This window comes from Massilia sp. DWR3-1-1, assembly GCF_049898325.1.
Lineage (GTDB): Bacteria > Pseudomonadota > Gammaproteobacteria > Burkholderiales > Burkholderiaceae_D > JAFCUW01.
This window is the reverse complement of sequence record NZ_JAFCXL010000015.1, coordinates 98345-112716: the sequence shown is the minus strand read 5'-3', so window position 1 is coordinate 112716 and position 14372 is coordinate 98345. Positions and strand designations below refer to the sequence as shown.

The 14372-nt window shown below is 59.6% G+C and carries 15 protein-coding genes and 1 tRNA gene; 5 read left to right on the top strand and 11 right to left on the bottom strand.

What is annotated here, in order from left to right; all coding sequences use genetic code 11:
* Nucleotides 1–13: 13 nt before the first annotated feature.
* Entirely contained in the window at nucleotides 14–1855 is a 1842-nt protein-coding gene (locus tag ACP7EY_RS16655) for a hypothetical protein (protein ID WP_426195520.1), read from the top strand.
* Between the two features lie 82 nt (nucleotides 1856–1937).
* Here the strand turns inward: ACP7EY_RS16655 and ACP7EY_RS16650 are convergent, their stop codons facing one another.
* The 9 genes from ACP7EY_RS16650 to petA all read right to left on the bottom strand — a co-directional run bounded on the left by ACP7EY_RS16650 (nucleotide 1938) and on the right by petA (nucleotide 9836).
* Nucleotides 1938–2165, bottom strand: a complete 228-nt coding sequence (locus ACP7EY_RS16650; RefSeq protein ID WP_426195518.1) for an ATP-binding protein — start codon at nucleotides 2163–2165, stop codon at nucleotides 1938–1940.
* 940 nt (nucleotides 2166–3105) lie between these two features.
* On the bottom strand, nucleotides 3106–4179 hold the full coding sequence (locus tag ACP7EY_RS16645) for a hypothetical protein (RefSeq protein ID WP_426195516.1): 1074 nt from the start codon (nucleotides 4177–4179) through the stop codon (nucleotides 3106–3108).
* A gap of 258 nt (nucleotides 4180–4437) precedes the next feature.
* Nucleotides 4438–5451 carry an integrase gene (locus ACP7EY_RS16640; protein WP_426195515.1) on the bottom strand — a complete coding sequence of 338 codons (1014 nt, stop codon included), beginning with the start codon at nucleotides 5449–5451 and terminating at the stop codon, nucleotides 4438–4440.
* Nucleotides 5452–5595: 144 nt separating this feature from the next.
* Nucleotides 5596–5671, bottom strand: a tRNA-Thr gene (locus ACP7EY_RS16635).
* Nucleotides 5672–5689: 18 nt separating this feature from the next.
* On the bottom strand, nucleotides 5690–6172 hold the full coding sequence (locus ACP7EY_RS16630; RefSeq protein ID WP_426195513.1) for a ClpXP protease specificity-enhancing factor: 483 nt from the start codon (nucleotides 6170–6172) through the stop codon (nucleotides 5690–5692).
* Between the two features lie 115 nt (nucleotides 6173–6287).
* A complete protein-coding gene (locus tag ACP7EY_RS16625; RefSeq protein WP_131424820.1) occupies nucleotides 6288–6899 on the bottom strand; it encodes a glutathione S-transferase N-terminal domain-containing protein in 612 nt (203 codons plus the stop codon).
* 109 nt (nucleotides 6900–7008) lie between these two features.
* Complete coding sequence (locus ACP7EY_RS16620) at nucleotides 7009–7776, bottom strand: cytochrome c1 (protein ID WP_426195511.1); 768 nt, start codon at nucleotides 7774–7776, stop codon at nucleotides 7009–7011.
* Between the two features lie 28 nt (nucleotides 7777–7804).
* A complete protein-coding gene (locus tag ACP7EY_RS16615; RefSeq protein WP_426195509.1) occupies nucleotides 7805–9220 on the bottom strand; it encodes a cytochrome b in 1416 nt (471 codons plus the stop codon).
* A 1-nt stretch (nucleotide 9221) separates the two neighbouring features.
* Nucleotides 9222–9836, bottom strand: a complete 615-nt coding sequence (petA, locus tag ACP7EY_RS16610; protein ID WP_426195507.1) for a ubiquinol-cytochrome c reductase iron-sulfur subunit — start codon at nucleotides 9834–9836, stop codon at nucleotides 9222–9224.
* Nucleotides 9837–10125: 289 nt separating this feature from the next.
* Between petA and mscL the strand changes: the two genes are divergently transcribed.
* Genes mscL through ACP7EY_RS16590 form a run of 4 tightly spaced genes read left to right on the top strand, consistent with a single transcriptional unit; the run spans nucleotide 10126 to nucleotide 12864 of the window.
* Nucleotides 10126–10545, top strand: a complete 420-nt coding sequence (mscL, locus tag ACP7EY_RS16605; protein ID WP_426195505.1) for a large conductance mechanosensitive channel protein MscL — start codon at nucleotides 10126–10128, stop codon at nucleotides 10543–10545.
* Nucleotides 10546–10554: 9 nt separating this feature from the next.
* Nucleotides 10555–11730: a Do family serine endopeptidase gene (locus ACP7EY_RS16600; protein WP_426195503.1), complete on the top strand. Its 1176-nt coding sequence runs from the start codon at nucleotides 10555–10557 to the stop codon at nucleotides 11728–11730.
* Between the two features lie 44 nt (nucleotides 11731–11774).
* On the top strand, nucleotides 11775–12473 hold the full coding sequence (locus ACP7EY_RS16595; RefSeq protein WP_426195502.1) for a DUF2461 domain-containing protein: 699 nt from the start codon (nucleotides 11775–11777) through the stop codon (nucleotides 12471–12473).
* A gap of 37 nt (nucleotides 12474–12510) precedes the next feature.
* Nucleotides 12511–12864, top strand: a complete 354-nt coding sequence (locus ACP7EY_RS16590) for a cupin domain-containing protein (RefSeq protein ID WP_426195500.1) — start codon at nucleotides 12511–12513, stop codon at nucleotides 12862–12864.
* A 1-nt stretch (nucleotide 12865) separates the two neighbouring features.
* Here the strand turns inward: ACP7EY_RS16590 and ACP7EY_RS16585 are convergent, their stop codons facing one another.
* Both ACP7EY_RS16585 and ACP7EY_RS16580 read right to left on the bottom strand, forming a co-directional pair.
* Complete coding sequence (locus tag ACP7EY_RS16585) at nucleotides 12866–13867, bottom strand: NAD(P)H-dependent glycerol-3-phosphate dehydrogenase (protein WP_426195498.1); 1002 nt, start codon at nucleotides 13865–13867, stop codon at nucleotides 12866–12868.
* A complete protein-coding gene (locus tag ACP7EY_RS16580; RefSeq protein ID WP_426195496.1) occupies nucleotides 13867–14313 on the bottom strand; it encodes an SH3 domain-containing protein in 447 nt (148 codons plus the stop codon). The genes ACP7EY_RS16585 and ACP7EY_RS16580 overlap by 1 nt, the downstream gene beginning before the upstream one ends.
* Nucleotides 14314–14372: the final 59 nt, after the last annotated feature.

Sequence of the window (14372 nt, the reverse complement as noted above, 5' to 3'; positions counted from 1 at the left end):
GCTCTCGGAGAGAATGGACCAGCGTGCGGCGAATGGGGAAGTCTCGCTCGCCATTTTGCCCAATCTTAAATCCGCCCTTCGGGCTTTTCTGGCGAGCTTCGATGTGCGTGAGGAAAGCACTATCGGCTCGTTGTTGCGTCGCTCGTACTACCGAAACCTGCGACTTCATGTTGAAAAGCTCCAAGCTGAAGGCCGGGAAAAAGGCTACATCGCCAATCGTAAAAGCCTGATGGGGAAGTGGTGCTCCCTCGTCACGCACCTTGACCGCATCGCAGCCGCTACGTCAAATAGCGTGTCTCCATTTCAGTCTGCTTTGAACGAACTGCTCGCGAAAAGCGAAACGACAGTAGCCGCATTAGCACGCGCCGCCGGCATATCTAAGGGGACGTTAGGCGGATGGGTAAGAGGAGCGTTACCCAATCCCCGCGCGGTTCCCTCACTGAAGCGCCTTGAACGGTTTTTTGCTTTGGAACCTAATACGCTTGCAACATTGGCATTTGAGCGCCAGTATTTTAAGCCTGCCGCACAACTACCGTCAGTGGAAATTGCATATCGGAAGAGGTTGTCTTGCGCTACCAAGGACGTCTATCGCTTAAAGCTCTTCTCCAAAACCTTGGTGCAAGAATGGACAAATCTCGTCGAACACAAGACGGAAAAATTGCCGGAGCTACGACGGCATTCGCGTGGAGTGTGGGTTACGACGGACCTAATTACCGAGGGACAAACGGACCGGAACTGGTACTGTTTCATCAAGGGAAAATACGTTCCTACTGCAAGCATTGTTTGGGGGCATGTTACCTCTTTCCTCGGGTGGCTTCAGCGCCCATGTGAGCAAGGCGGAGCCGAAATCGCCAGTGCAGACGTCCAAACTCTTGCTTGGTTATCGAATAAACGAATGGCTCATCGTTACATGAAATGGATGATTGCCCGTGCCGGCGACAAAGTACATGGCGGAGTGCTCGACTTTGCAAAACTTGTCGCAGCGCTCAACCACCCCGAACATGGCTACTTTACGCAGACGCCCGAACTTCAGCTGAGGCTACCGCCGGTTGATAGTCTTCGGGATTGGCATGAGGCCTGTTGTGAGGCTTATGCATGGGCATCGGAAATGAAAAAGAATCTGCGCGAGGCCGGTATCGAGCATTCGAGAGAGCCAATGGCGCCCATCAAGTCTGTGCTCGAACTTGACGACCCGCTGGAGGCCATTGCTGACATGGTCGCTCGAATGAAGAGCTGCCGTCCGGTCACGGGCGGCATTGATGAGGCAATTTGGGCACGAGACCTCCTGCTCGTCAAATTGCTGGCGTCAAACCCATTGCGCGCCAAGAACATGAAGTTGCTCACTTACTGCGCGAACAACACTGGCAATCTCTATCGTCGCCCCGATGGAAGTTGGTACATCAGGATTGACAAGCGTGCGTTCAAAAACGCCAAAGGCGCGGCGAAGAGCCGTGATTACGATATGCCAGTAAATCGCGTTGTGGCCGTTGACATCGAACGGTACCTGAATGTATATCGTCCGATGTTACCGGACGCGGACAAGGTGGATTTTGTATTCTTGTCCTCGTTGGACGAGAAGCCTGCTGGCTACGTTGGGACCTGGAAAAATCTAAACCGGCGAATTTTCTATGTCACGCGCCGATACTTGTGGGATTGTCCCGGTATTGGAGCACATGGTTTTCGTTACATCATGGGCACCGCTACTCTCAAAAAGGCTCCTGGCGCATGGGATGCCGCTGCAGCTGTTCTTCATGATGAAGTCGATACGGTAAAAGCGCACTACGCCCATCTGCGCAGCTCCGACGGAGGCTCTTTCGTACACGCTGTGCTGGACGCCGCATTTGCTCGTATGTGAATTGCCGTGGATTTTGGGATGCTTCCTGGTTCAGACGGGACAAAGCATCCTTAAAATCCGCGGCGGTTTTTTGTCTATAGAATTACTTTGGGGCGCTTTTAGGCGATGCATTAACGGCTTGGCATGAGAGCACGACTATCTTGGTCAGCTGCTTGAGCAGTTTCATGTAGCGGCCACCGGCGCGGCCAATGCCGAGTTCATCCGGCAAACGGGCAACCGGACGTAACAAAACGCTGTCTCCTTGACAGCAGGCTTGATAGGCCAGCGCGCACGTCAGCCAGGTCTCGCCCACGCAGGTCCGGCCAGTCACGACTTACGACAAACTGACCCACCTGAAGCCGCTGGGCATAGCTAGCACCTACGCCGAACAGAGTGTGCTGGACCTGGACCACCCTGGCTTCAAAGAACGGCTTGACCTGCTGGTCGAGCACGAGGTAAGCGAGCGCAATGGAAAGTGCTGGCACTGCGCGGGCAGCGCGCGGACTCGACTGGGCGCTGTACGAACGACTGCTGGCCGGTCAGTGCTATCGCAAAGACAGAACATTCTGTTGGAGGCCGGAGCATCGCACAGCGACAGCGTACGGAGCGCGTTCTGTGGATGCTGCCGCCCGGCCAATCAGACGTTCCACCAGCAGCGGGCAGCGCGGGCCCGCGGCCTCTGCCCGCGCGGTCAGGCCTGGGTGGTTCAGCCGGCCGCTTCGCGGTGGGCTGGCGGCATGTTCGAGGCAACCGTTGTGTTCGTTATGCCCTGCGCAGATTTTCAGGTACCAACAATTCGGTGCAACCACCGACATCGAGCGCGCGCACGTGTCCGCATATTCACTCCGGCAATTTTTGGCTCTAGGTCGCCTCGTCGAGGTAGGCGTAGTTCGAGGCGACCAGCACGGACACGAACATTTGCTAGGTGCGGATTAGCCAGTGCTGCCGTCGGTGACGCCGGCAGCTTGGCCGGTTTAGTCAATAAATAGCCAGTGTGGCGCACTTGTCGTGCAGTGCGTTGTGCACGGTCGCGCAGGTCGCCGGTTGCAGCACCGACGATGGTTCGCTTGCCGGAAACAGGAGCCTCTTTAGGGACGCGTCGGCGCAGGCGGGGGCAACGGCAACGGCAACGTCAGTCCGGCCATCTTGGCGCGGGCCAAGTAGTCGCAACGGTGGTGGGCGAAAAGCCCGCGCATTTAATGGGCGCGCAAAGGGCAAGGGACGAGTTAGTTCGGCTGACGAGGCATCATCGCGAAAAGCGCCCACAAAAACTAGGATTTCGATGTCTGTGGGATTAGGGTCCAGCAGCCGCTGTTATCGGTATTTCGGTCAATTATTACCAACTCGAGAGGGTGACCATTCAGTTCGCCGTCAGCGCTAACGATACACGACGGGGCACTGCGTCGGGCCACGTTGACTCGTTTCGCCAAGTTCTCGTTGGACAAAATCATCCTGCATTGCTGGCAATAAGAATTTACGTACTCAACTTGGCCACGGTTTTTGTGAACCGTAACAACGCCATTTAGTCCGCGATATTCGAGCTCATCATTTGTGATGGTGTCCCGCAAACGCGCCAACGCGATGCCGATACTCTCCGCAGTGACGGTACCAGAGAAAAACCGATGCGCGATGTCGTCCAGCGATTCCGAATACCCGTAGGTCAGTTTGTTCGGCCGTTTGCACTTTCCGCAAACGCCTTGAAAGTAGCCGACGTAGAACGGCGGCGACCAGTCAACTGGGGTCCAAACCAACCGTTTGGTCAGCATCGCGCTTACAAATTCAGACAGCGTGGCACCATACTTATCAATAGTGGGTTCTTTGTTGAGCTCAACTTCGGACAGGCTGAATATCGGGGTGTCTACATTGGAGAAAACGGCATCCCGACGTAATTTTTTCCCATAAAACCAAGCGCTTCTTATCCCTGATGCGTAGTAACGACGCTGTCTGCGCACCGTTTCGTCGTGGGTCTGCGGCGACATCTGGACCTCAAATGCAACCTTAGCGGCACCTTTTTCACAAAACACGTCCGCTACCCATGCTTCACCAGTGGGGCTGGCGCCGGGTTTTTCAGTGATGACGGTCCATCCCCCTGCTTGGGCGGCTTGCGCAATAAGCTTCTTGCAGTAAAGATGTTCAGGCGTTTCTGCCGCCGTCGAGCAGATTCCAGCGCGGGAGTGTGCGAAAAATTGCGTTCCTAACTGGCTTGTTTTGGGAATTGCCGAACTCGGGCAACAGGGCATCCGCAACCCCATCGAACGGTATGACTTCTTGAGGTGTTCCCAATCACTCGCATCGTACTCGAATGCATGGAGATTACCGGTTTCACTAACAGCTCGAAGAGGCATAGTCGTCGGGTTCGTTGTAGGGCTGTTGACCGATTGGGCTCACCGATGACGCAGCCAATGGTTATAACGTCGAAGGATAACTGGGTATAACGTCTCTAACGTTTAAGCGCTGTAAAAAGTGTCCGGGTCGGACACTTTTTGCGAGAGCCTAAGGCTTCCAGTAAAACATGGCGCTTTGCCCAACAACGTGCTCAGGTTACACACACATCGAAGGCTACCCGGAAAAGTGTCCTAGTAGGACACTTCGCACCTAGGCGGCTAAACAACAGCGCGTGCAGATTCGGCCGCCCGGCGCTCAGCCACGAGTTCCGCTGGGGTTGGATTGTAGTACCGCATGGCCATCTGCAGCGTTTTCCAGCCCAGTAACTTTGCTAACGTGGCTGTCGTTACATGCGGGGCCAGGCGGGTAGCGGCATCATGTCGCAAATCATGATAGTGCAACCCTTTAATACCAGCTTTCGCGCATGCTACCCTGAACGCGGCGCTCAATGCTGCTGAATCGTAGAATGTCGCGATTCTTCCGGTCTTGCTGGGACACTGATAGGACTTAAGAAAGGCCTCTGCTTTTTCTGAAAGCGGCGCAACCAGTTCATCACCGTTTTTCGTTCGCTCCACATAGATTAGATGATGCTCGAAGTCGACGTCCTCCCAGCATAATTCCATGATATTTCCAGCGCGCATACCCGTCTCGATGGCTAAGATAACGCACAATTCGAACGCTGGCGCCTTGGATTTACGAGCCGCCGCTAGCAACCTGCTTTCCTCGTCACCGAGTAGGCGACGTTTTCGGCCTGGTGTCGCTGGTGGCTTGCGCACCTGCTCAAGAAAATTGCGGACCTCAATTGACCATTCCTTGCGGGCAGTGTTGAACATAGTAGAAAGGTATGCCAGTTCAAGTCTTACACTGGCATTCGCTGCGCCCTCCGACAACCGCTGATTCCTGTACCGCGCAAAATCCACACTTCGCAGCGTTGCAAGTGGGCGGAGTGCAAGGGGATGACGCAATAACCTGCGAGATGTCACCAGTTCCGTACGACACGAGAGTTTGGTGGGTGATACTTCTTCGCTATAGCGTTTGACTAGGTCGCCCAACGTAGTGCGCTCCACTTCAGTCCGGTCGGCGAAAACCCCTCTAGCCATCTCGGATTCGACGATAGTGGCCCATGCTTCAGCCCGTTTCTTCGTTTCGAAAGTTTTCGTTTGGGGTGGATACCCCTTGCGACGTATGGTGACTTGCCATTGATGGGGACCGCGATTCAGAATACTTGCCATGTCTTGCTCCATAGTTGAGGTGAGGAGCAGAGGTATAGCTAGACCGAGAGAGGATGATTGCAGCAGAAATGCAGCAAATACTCCAAAAACGGCAAAGGGCTACAGACGATTTCGCTGTAACCCTTTGATTTTATTGAATATTTTTGGTGCCGACTGCCGGTTTCGAACTGGCCACCTGATGATTACAAATCAACTGCTCTACCAAATGAGCTAAGTCGGCGTGGGCGAAATTATACCGCTATTTGATGACGGTCAGCGTGGGACGGCCGCCTTTTTTGGGGGGCTCGTCGTTGTCGTCGGGGACCGTCGACAGCGCCGGCGCCGGCTTGTCGGTGTTGATGCTCGGTACCGAGGCGAGCGCCGGGCCGGTGGCCTCGGTGCTGGTTGCTGCCGCCGTTTCGGTGCCGGGGGCGCCTACTTCGAAGGCCATGCCCTGGCCGTTTTCGTTGGCGTAGATGGCCAGCACATTGTTGACCGGGACGTAAATTTCACGCGAGACACCACCGAAACGGGCGTGGAAGTGGACGGCGTCGTTGTCCATCTTGAGGCCCGAGGTGGCGCCGAAACTGATGTTGAGGACAATCTCGCCCTTTTTGACGTATTCCATCGGCACCGTGGTGCCAGCGTCGACCTTCACCGCCAGGTAAGGCGTGAAGCCGCTGTCGGTACACCATTCGTAGATGGCGCGCAGCATGTAGGGTTTGGTCGAAATGTCAGCCATGATTGAATTTTCAGCAAAAACAGGAAGTGCGAAGGATGCAGGATTGCACGCCAGTCTACGTTGAATCGCCAATTGGCGTCGCAGAGCGGCGTGCAAGCGTCGTGCGGGCCGCGAATTAACGGCGCATGACTTTCTCGGAAGGCGTCAATGCCTCGATGTAGGCCGGACGCGAGAAAATGCGCTCGGCGTATTTCATCAACGGCGCCGCCGTTTTCGACAGTTCGATACCGTAGTGGTCCAGACGCCACAACAATGGCGCAATGGCCACGTCAAGCATCGAGAACTCGTCACCGAGCATGTACTTGTTCTTGAGGAACAAGGGGGCGAGCGTGGTCAGGCGGTCGCGAATTTCCGCACGGGCCTTGTCGTGGCTCTTGTCGTTGGCCTTGGCGCGTTCGCTTTCGAGCACGTGGACGTGGACAAACAACTCTTTTTCAAAGTTGAACAGCATCAGGCGGGCGCGCGCACGCATCAGCGGATCGGCCGGCATCAGCTGCGGGTGGGGGAAACGCTCGTCGATGTACTCGTTGATGATGTTCGATTCGTACAGAATCAATTCGCGTTCGACCAGGATGGGGACCTGGCCGTACGGATTCATCGTGGAAATGTCTTCCGGCTTGTTAAACAGGTCGACGTCACGGACTTCAAAGTCCATGCCTTTTTCGAACAGCACCAGGCGGCAGCGTTGGGAAAAGGGGCAGGTAGTGCCCGAATAGAGAACCATCATGGTTTATAGTTCCTTAGAAACAAAGGGGGTGATACGCAAGCGCTCACCCCAAAATGATCGCCCGCGACAGTCCGCGGGCGAGAAATGCTGGCTCGGTAGTATACGGTAATTACTTGACTTCTTTCCAGTATGACGCGGACAGACGCCAAGTGAGCAGCACGAACAGCGACAGGAACAACAACACCCACACGCCCAGGCGCTTGCGCGTGTTCTGGGCCGGCTCGGCCATCCACTCGAGATAGCCCACCAGATCAGCCGTTGCCGTGTCGAACTCGGTGGCCGTCATGGTGCCCGGCGTAACTTGTTCGAAACCGGCAAACTTGTGCACCATCTTGCTGTGATCGTGCGGGTCTTTTTCTTCCACCATCTTGACGGTACGCACGCCCTGCAGTTGCCACATGACATGGGGCATTGCCACATTGGGCAGCACCATGTTGTTCCAGCCCGTCGGGCGCGTGTCGTCCTTGTAGAAGGTGCGCAGATACGTGTACAGATAGTCGCCGCCGGTGCCGCCCGAGGACGCCTTGGCGCGGGCAATGACGGACAGATCCGGCGGTACCGCGCCGAACCAGGCCTTGGCGTCTGCCGGGCGCATGGCGGTGGTCATCAGGTCGCCCGTTTTATCGGCCGAGAACAGCAGGTTGCCCTTGATCTGCTCCTCGCTCAGGCCCAGGTCCTTCAGGCGGTTGTAGCGCATGGCCGACGCCGAATGGCAGTTCAGGCAATAGTTGACGAACAATTTGGCGCCGTGTTGCAGGGACGACAGACTGGGCCGTTCAGGCGCCTTGTCGAGGGTGAAACCGCCCTCGCTGGCCACGGCCAGGACGGGCAACAGGGCCAGCGACAGCGTTGCAATCAGTTTTTTCACAAAAGTCATGGTCGGTCCTCGTCTCTGGTGTCGGCGGTTAGTGCGCATGGAACGTGACGCGCTTGGGCACGGGCTTGAACGTGCCCATCGTGCTCCACCATGGCATCAGCAGGAAGAAGCCGAAATAGAGCAGGGTGCACACCTGCGACACCACGCCACCGATGGGGCTGGGCGGCTGCGTGCCCAGGTAGCCCAGGATGACGAAGGACAAACCGAACACGGCCAGCACATACTTGTGCCAGGTGGGACGGTAGCGGATCGAACGGGCTGGCGAGTGGTCCAGCCACGGCAGCAGGGCGATGATGACGACGGAGGAACCGAACAGCACCACGCCCCAGAACTTGGCGTCGAGCACCGATGGCAGCATGCCGATGATCAGGACAAGACCGATGATGGCGACCACGACCTTGGTCAGGAACGCCAGTTGCGACTTGAGCCACAGGAACACGACATACGCGGCCACCACGCCCATCAGCACGTACATGAAGTCGGCCGTGGTGGCCCGCAGTACCGAATAAAATGGCGTGAAATACCAGGTCGGCGCGATGTGGGTGGGCGTCTTGAGCGAATCGGCGGGAATGAAATTGTTGTATTCCAGGAAGTAGCCGCCCATTTCCGGCGCAAAGAAAATGACCGCGCTGAACACCAGCAGGAAGATCGACACACCGAACAGGTCGTGGAAGGTGTAGTACGGGTGCGACGGCACGGCGTCGAGCGGATGGCCGTCCGGGCCCAGGGTGTCTTTGACCTCGATGCCGTCCGGATTGTTCGAGCCCACTTCGTGCAGGGCGATCAGGTGCGCCGCCACCAGGCCGAGGATGACCAGCGGAATGGCGATGACGTGGAACGCAAAGAAACGGTTCAGGGTGGCGTCCGACACCACGTAGTCGCCGCGGATCCACAGCGACAGGTCCGGCCCGATCAGGGGGATGGCGCCGAACAGGTTGACGATCACCTGGGCGCCCCAGTACGACATCTGGCCCCACGGCAGCAAATACCCGAAGAAGGCTTCGGCCATCAGCGCCAGGAAGATGGCGAAGCCGAACAGCCACAGCAGTTCACGGGGCTTGCGGTAGGAGCCGTACAGCAATCCCCGCGTCATATGCAGATAGATGACGATAAAGAAAGCCGACGCGCCCGTCGAGTGCATGTAGCGCACCAGCCAACCCCATGGCACGTCGCGCATGATGGTCAGTTCGACCGAGTTGAAGGCCAGCGCCGCGTCCGGCTTGTAGTGCATGGTCAAAAAGATGCCGGTGACGATCTGCAGCACCAGGATGAAGGTGGCGAGAATGCCGAAGATGTACCAGAAGTTGAAATTTTTTGGGGCGTAATACTTGCCCCACTGGTCATTCCACAGCTTCGTCAGGGGGAAGCGGTCATCGATCCAGCCGACGGCTTTCTGGGCCACGGGGGCATTGGCGGGGAACTTGGTTTCTTTGAACGCTGCCATGTTATGCCTCGCCTTTCTCGTCTTTGCCGATCACGATCCGCGAATCGGACAGGTACATGTAGCGGGGCACGTCGAGATTGGTCGGCGCCGGCTTGTTTTTGAACACGCGGGCGGACAAATCGAAGGTCGAGCCATGGCAGGGGCACAGGAAGCCGCCCGTCCAGTCGTCCGGCAGGCTCGGCTGGGCGCCGGCGGCGAAGCGCGACGACGGCGAACAGCCCAGGTGGGAGCAGATGCCCACCACCACCAGCACTTCCTTGTGCTCGGCACGGGCGCGCTCTTCATTCTTGGCGTAGGCCGGCATGTCGAGCTGGTAGATTTTATCGGACTTGGGGTCGGCGACTTTGTCGTCGTTCTTTGCCAGCGAGGCCATCATTTCGGGGGTGCGGCGCAGGATCCACACGGGCTTGCCGCGCCATTCGACCACTTTCATGGTGCCGGGGGCAACATCGGAGATATCGACTTCAACCGGGGCGCCCGCCGCCTTGGCGCGCTCCGATGGCTGGAACGTACTGACCAGGGCACCTGCCGTGGCCAAACCAACAACTCCACCAGCTGCGCACGTGGCCACCATCAGCCCTCGGCGACCTGGATCGACCTGTTTTTCGTTACTCATAACCAACCCCAAGTTTAGTCAAAACACGAAATCTCCAGAAGCCGTGCTGAACTTCTAGCAACCTTAAATTATAAGGTAAGCGTCTAGCGAATTAAACAAAAAGTTGCAAGCTTCTTACCATAAATTCGCCAAGCGCGTGCTGCGATGCAGCGAAATGCGCTGCGCCCCTTCGCCGCCCGACACGTTCGGCCCCGCTCGCCAGCCCTGCCAACGGCGGGCGGCGATGTCGTTTGCGCCAGCTTCGGGGTATGATGATGTCTCACTTTTAACAATTGTTTCCGGAGGTCGTATGAGCATGATGGGCGAGTTCAAGCAGTTTGCCATGAAGGGCAATGTGATCGACCTGGCGGTCGGCGTGATCATCGGCGCCGCCTTCAGCAAAATTGTCGATTCGCTGGTGCAGGACATCATCATGCCCCCCATCGGCAAGCTGTTCGGCGGCCTCGATTTCGCCAATTATTACCTGCCGCTCAACGGCCAGGCCTACGGGCTGGCGCTGGCCGAAGCGAAAAAAGGGGGCGCCGTGCTCGCCTACGGCAATTTCCTCACCGTGGCCCTGAATTTCCTTATTTTGGCGTTCATCATTTTCCAGATGGTCCGCATGATCAACCGCCTGCAAAAGCCCGTTCCCGTGGCCGCGCCGGCCGCCGTGGCCACGCCCGAAGACGTGCTGTTGCTGCGCGAAATCCGCGACGCACTGCGCCGCTAAGGAGCTTGCATGAAACGACTGTGGCTGCTGTTCGCCCAAGCCATCACGGTGGCGCTGGCCGTGTACATGGTGCTGCAGGCGATGCGGCCGGAGTGGTTGCAGCGGTCGTCGCCGCGCATGGAGGGGGTGACGCCGTCGAGCGCCGTGCCGGTGCTGCAGGCGCCCGCGCAGGGCCGGGGCGGCGCCGGTTCGGGCAGTTACCGCGAGGCGGCAGGACGGGCCATGCCCGCCGTGGTCAATATTCTGACCAGCAAGGCGCTGCCGCAAAACCACCCGCTGTTGCGCGACCCCTTCTTTCGCCGCTTTTTCGGCGACCGCGCCCCCCGCAGCGAACAGCAGGCCAGCCTCGGTTCGGGCGTGATCGTCAGCCCGGAAGGCTACATTCTGACCAACAATCACGTCGTCGAAGCGGCCGATGAGATCGAGGTGGTGCTGGCCGACGGCCGCAAGCTGCCCGCCAAGGTGGTGGGGACGGACCCGGAAACGGACCTGGCCGTCATCCGTATCGCGGAGCGGGGCTTGCCCGTGATTGTGCTGGGCAATTCCGACCAGGCCAAGGTGGGCGACGTCGTGCTGGCCATCGGCAATCCGTTCGGCGTGGGCCAGACAGTTACCATGGGCATCGTCTCTGCGGTGGGGCGCAACAATTTGCACATCAACCAGTTTGAAAATTTCATCCAGACCGATGCCGCCATCAATTTTGGCAATTCGGGCGGCGCCCTGGTCGATACGGCCGGCAACCTGATCGGCATCAATTCGGCCATCTATTCGCAATCGGGCGGCTCGGTGGGGATCGGCTTTGCCATTCCCGTCAGCACCGCCAAGACGGTGATGGACGCCATCATCAAGCATGGCCAGGTGGTGCGCGGCTGGATCGGCATCGAAACCCAGGACATCACCCCCGAACTGGCCGAAGGCTTCGGCCTGGCCCGCAAGAGCGGCGCCATCATTGCCGGCGTGGTACGTGGCGGCCCGGCCGACCGCGCCGGCATCCGTCCCGGCGATATTCTCTCGGCCGTGCAAGGCCAGCCGGTGGGCGACACCAACCAGATGCTGACCCTGATTTCCGCGCTGCCACCGGGGCAGAAGACCCCGTTCACGGTGATCCGCAAGAATCAGTCATCGACGCTCGAGGTGCTGGTCGGCAAACGTCCGCGGCCCCAGCCCAGCGCCGAGGCCGAATGAGCGCCGCCCGCTTCCCCTTCCATGAATCGACTCGATAGGACCCCATGCATCTGCGCGACCTGACCCAGTTCCTGAGCGAGCTCAAAGACAATAACAACCGTCCCTGGTTCATCATGAACAAGCCCCGCTACGATATTTTGCGGGAAGAATTTCTGGCCGTGGTCACCCAGTTGATCGCCGAACTGGGCGCATTCGACCCGCAGGTGGTGGCGTGCAATCCGAAGAAGGCGATGTTTCGCATCAACCGCGACATCCGCTTTTCGCACGACAAGCGCCCCTATAAAACCCGCTTTTCGGCCGGCATCACGCCGCTCGACCGGCGCCGGCCCAGCGCCGGTGGCGGCCCCACCTATTATTTTCACATCGAGGGCGACGGCACGCTGGGCATCGGCGCCGGCGAGTACCTGCCGCCACCGGAGCGCCTGAAAGCGATCCGCCAGCACGTGGTCAACGATGCGACAGGGTTTGCAAAATTGATGAAAAATAAAGCCCTGCGCCAGACCTTCGGCGGTTTCGACGTCGAGCACAGCCTGCAGCGCCCGCCGAAAGGCTTCGATCCATCCCACGTCCACATCGAGCACCTCAAAATGAAGGGTTTTTTCGTGTGGACCACGGTGCCGCTGGTGCTCAACGATCCGGACCGGCTGGTGCCGCAACTGGTGGCTGGCTTCAAGGATGCGTTCGCCCTGGTGAGCTGGCTGCGCAGCGTGCCCGAGCTGGCGGCGGACACCGCGGCGCCCTGAACGGCGTATCGACTTTCATCTCAACCAAGGGGACACCATGGCATTGCAACACGCCGCATCGGGCGACAAGATCGCGCTCTCGCGTGGCGACGACGACATCGCCTTTTTTACTTCGGTCGCGCTGGCCAAGACGCCGCACATGGAACTGATCCGGCTGGTCTTGCCGAAAGAGCGGCCCATGCCCTTGCACAAGGTCGACGGCGAAGTGACCTTGCAGTGCCTGGAGGGTGAAATCGACGTCGAGGCCCACGACCGGGTGGTCAATTTGCTGCCGGGCGAGATGCTGTACCTGGCCGGCGGCGTGCCACACGCGGTGCGCGCCGTGCAGGACGCGGTGGCCCTGATGACGATCCTGATCGTGCGCGGCGCCGGCCCGACGCCGGCAGCCTAGTTCACAGCTCTCCGCGCGGATCGCGCGCCAGCAGCTTTGCCACCATGGCGCTGGGGTCGTCGCCATCGAACAGCACGCCGGCCACCGCATGGGTGATCGGCATGTCCACGCCCATCTTGCTGGCCAGCTCGCGCACCGCGCGCGCACACGGCACGCCCTCGGCCACGTGGCCCAGTTCGGCGACTACCTGCTCGAGTTTCTTGCCGCGCGCCAGTTCAAGACCGACCCGGCGGTTGCGCGACAGGTCGCCCGTGCAGGTGAGGATCAGGTCGCCCATGCCCGTCAGACCCATGAAGGTGCCGGCCTGGCCCCCCAGGGCCAGCCCCAGGCGGGTGATTTCCGCCAGTCCGCGGGTAATGAGGGCGGCGCGGGCATTCAAGCCCAGGCCCAGGCCGTCCGCCACGCCGGTGGCGATGGCCAGCACGTTCTTGACGGCGCCGCCCACTTCCACGCCCACCAGGTCGTCGCACGAATAGACGCGCATCGTGCCGCCGTGGACCAGCGCCACCACGCGCTGGCGCAGTTCGCTCGAGGCCGAGGCCGCCGTCAGCGCGCACGGCAAGCCTTTCGCCACTTCCTGGGCGAACGAGGGACCGGACAGGGCCGCGCCGGGCACACGGTCGCCCAGCACCTGGGCCACCACCTGGTGTGGCAGCAAGCCGCTGCCGTATTCGAAGCCCTTGCACAGCCACACCACGTTCGGAATGGGCCGGCCGGCCAGTTGCGTCAGCAGGGGGCGCAAGCCCGCCACCGGGCAGGCGGCGATCAGTAGCGGCGTCGCGTCCCCTTGGAGATGGGCCAGTGCCGCCTCGAAGTCGCCCGTCACCTGCAAGGCCGGGGGCAAGGGGCAGCCCGGCAGATAGCTGCGGTTTTCGCGCGCGGCGGCCATCTCGGCCATCGCCTGCGCATCTCTGCCCCACAGCAGCACCTGGTGGCGCGCTGCCAGCGAAATGGCGACGGCGGTGCCCCAGGCGCCCGCCCCTAATACGGTGATGTTTGCCATCAGATTCCCCAGACGTCAGTTGCTTTGACGAAGCCCGTCATGCCATCCTTGTGCCGCACTTTGAGCCAGATGGACGCCGGCGCCGGCTCGACCAGCTCGAGCAGCACGCCGCGGTCGGCCGTCATGACGACGGCGGCGTTGTCCTCGGCGCCCGCGCGCACCTTGGCGTTGGCGCTGCGCACCACCAGCGTGCGGCGCGGGCTGAGCGCGCTCGCCTCGGCCCAGGCCATGTCGCCGTTCATGTCGCGCAATTTAACCCAGGCGCCATAACTGAGCACCACCTCGACCGGCATGCCCCGTGGCGCCACGTAGAGCTTGCCGCCGCGCGTCGATGGCGCATCGTACAAAATGGCGGGCGCCGCGCCGATGCTCTTGAAGTCGACGGCAGCGGCCACCGGCAGCGCCAGCAGCAGGGCAATTAAAACAGCAAAACGCGAACGTGGCATCGACAATCCCGGAAAAGCTGGTCCAGCAAAGAAGCGAAAACGAAAACGGGACAGGCTGT

Excerpts from the sequence above, each read along its gene's own strand:
- ACP7EY_RS16590 (WP_426195500.1), top strand. The coding sequence starts at position 12,511 with ATGGCATTGCAACACGCCGCATCGGGCGACAAGATCGCGCTCTCGCGT.
- ACP7EY_RS16655 (WP_426195520.1), top strand. The coding sequence starts at position 14 with ATGGACCAGCGTGCGGCGAATGGGGAAGTCTCGCTCGCCATTTTGCCC.
- ACP7EY_RS16580 (WP_426195496.1), bottom strand. The coding sequence starts at position 14,313 with ATGCCACGTTCGCGTTTTGCTGTTTTAATTGCCCTGCTGCTGGCGCTG.
- ACP7EY_RS16625 (WP_131424820.1), bottom strand. The coding sequence starts at position 6,899 with ATGATGGTTCTCTATTCGGGCACTACCTGCCCCTTTTCCCAACGCTGC.
- ACP7EY_RS16615 (WP_426195509.1), bottom strand. The coding sequence starts at position 9,220 with ATGGCAGCGTTCAAAGAAACCAAGTTCCCCGCCAATGCCCCCGTGGCC.
- ACP7EY_RS16630 (WP_426195513.1), bottom strand. The coding sequence starts at position 6,172 with ATGGCTGACATTTCGACCAAACCCTACATGCTGCGCGCCATCTACGAA.
- ACP7EY_RS16640 (WP_426195515.1), bottom strand. The coding sequence starts at position 5,451 with ATGGCAAGTATTCTGAATCGCGGTCCCCATCAATGGCAAGTCACCATA.
- ACP7EY_RS16600 (WP_426195503.1), top strand. The coding sequence starts at position 10,555 with ATGAAACGACTGTGGCTGCTGTTCGCCCAAGCCATCACGGTGGCGCTG.
- petA (WP_426195507.1), bottom strand. The coding sequence starts at position 9,836 with ATGAGTAACGAAAAACAGGTCGATCCAGGTCGCCGAGGGCTGATGGTG.
- ACP7EY_RS16585 (WP_426195498.1), bottom strand. The coding sequence starts at position 13,867 with ATGGCAAACATCACCGTATTAGGGGCGGGCGCCTGGGGCACCGCCGTC.
- ACP7EY_RS16620 (WP_426195511.1), bottom strand. The coding sequence starts at position 7,776 with ATGACTTTTGTGAAAAAACTGATTGCAACGCTGTCGCTGGCCCTGTTG.
- mscL (WP_426195505.1), top strand. The coding sequence starts at position 10,126 with ATGAGCATGATGGGCGAGTTCAAGCAGTTTGCCATGAAGGGCAATGTG.
- ACP7EY_RS16645 (WP_426195516.1), bottom strand. The coding sequence starts at position 4,179 with ATGCCTCTTCGAGCTGTTAGTGAAACCGGTAATCTCCATGCATTCGAG.
- ACP7EY_RS16595 (WP_426195502.1), top strand. The coding sequence starts at position 11,775 with ATGCATCTGCGCGACCTGACCCAGTTCCTGAGCGAGCTCAAAGACAAT.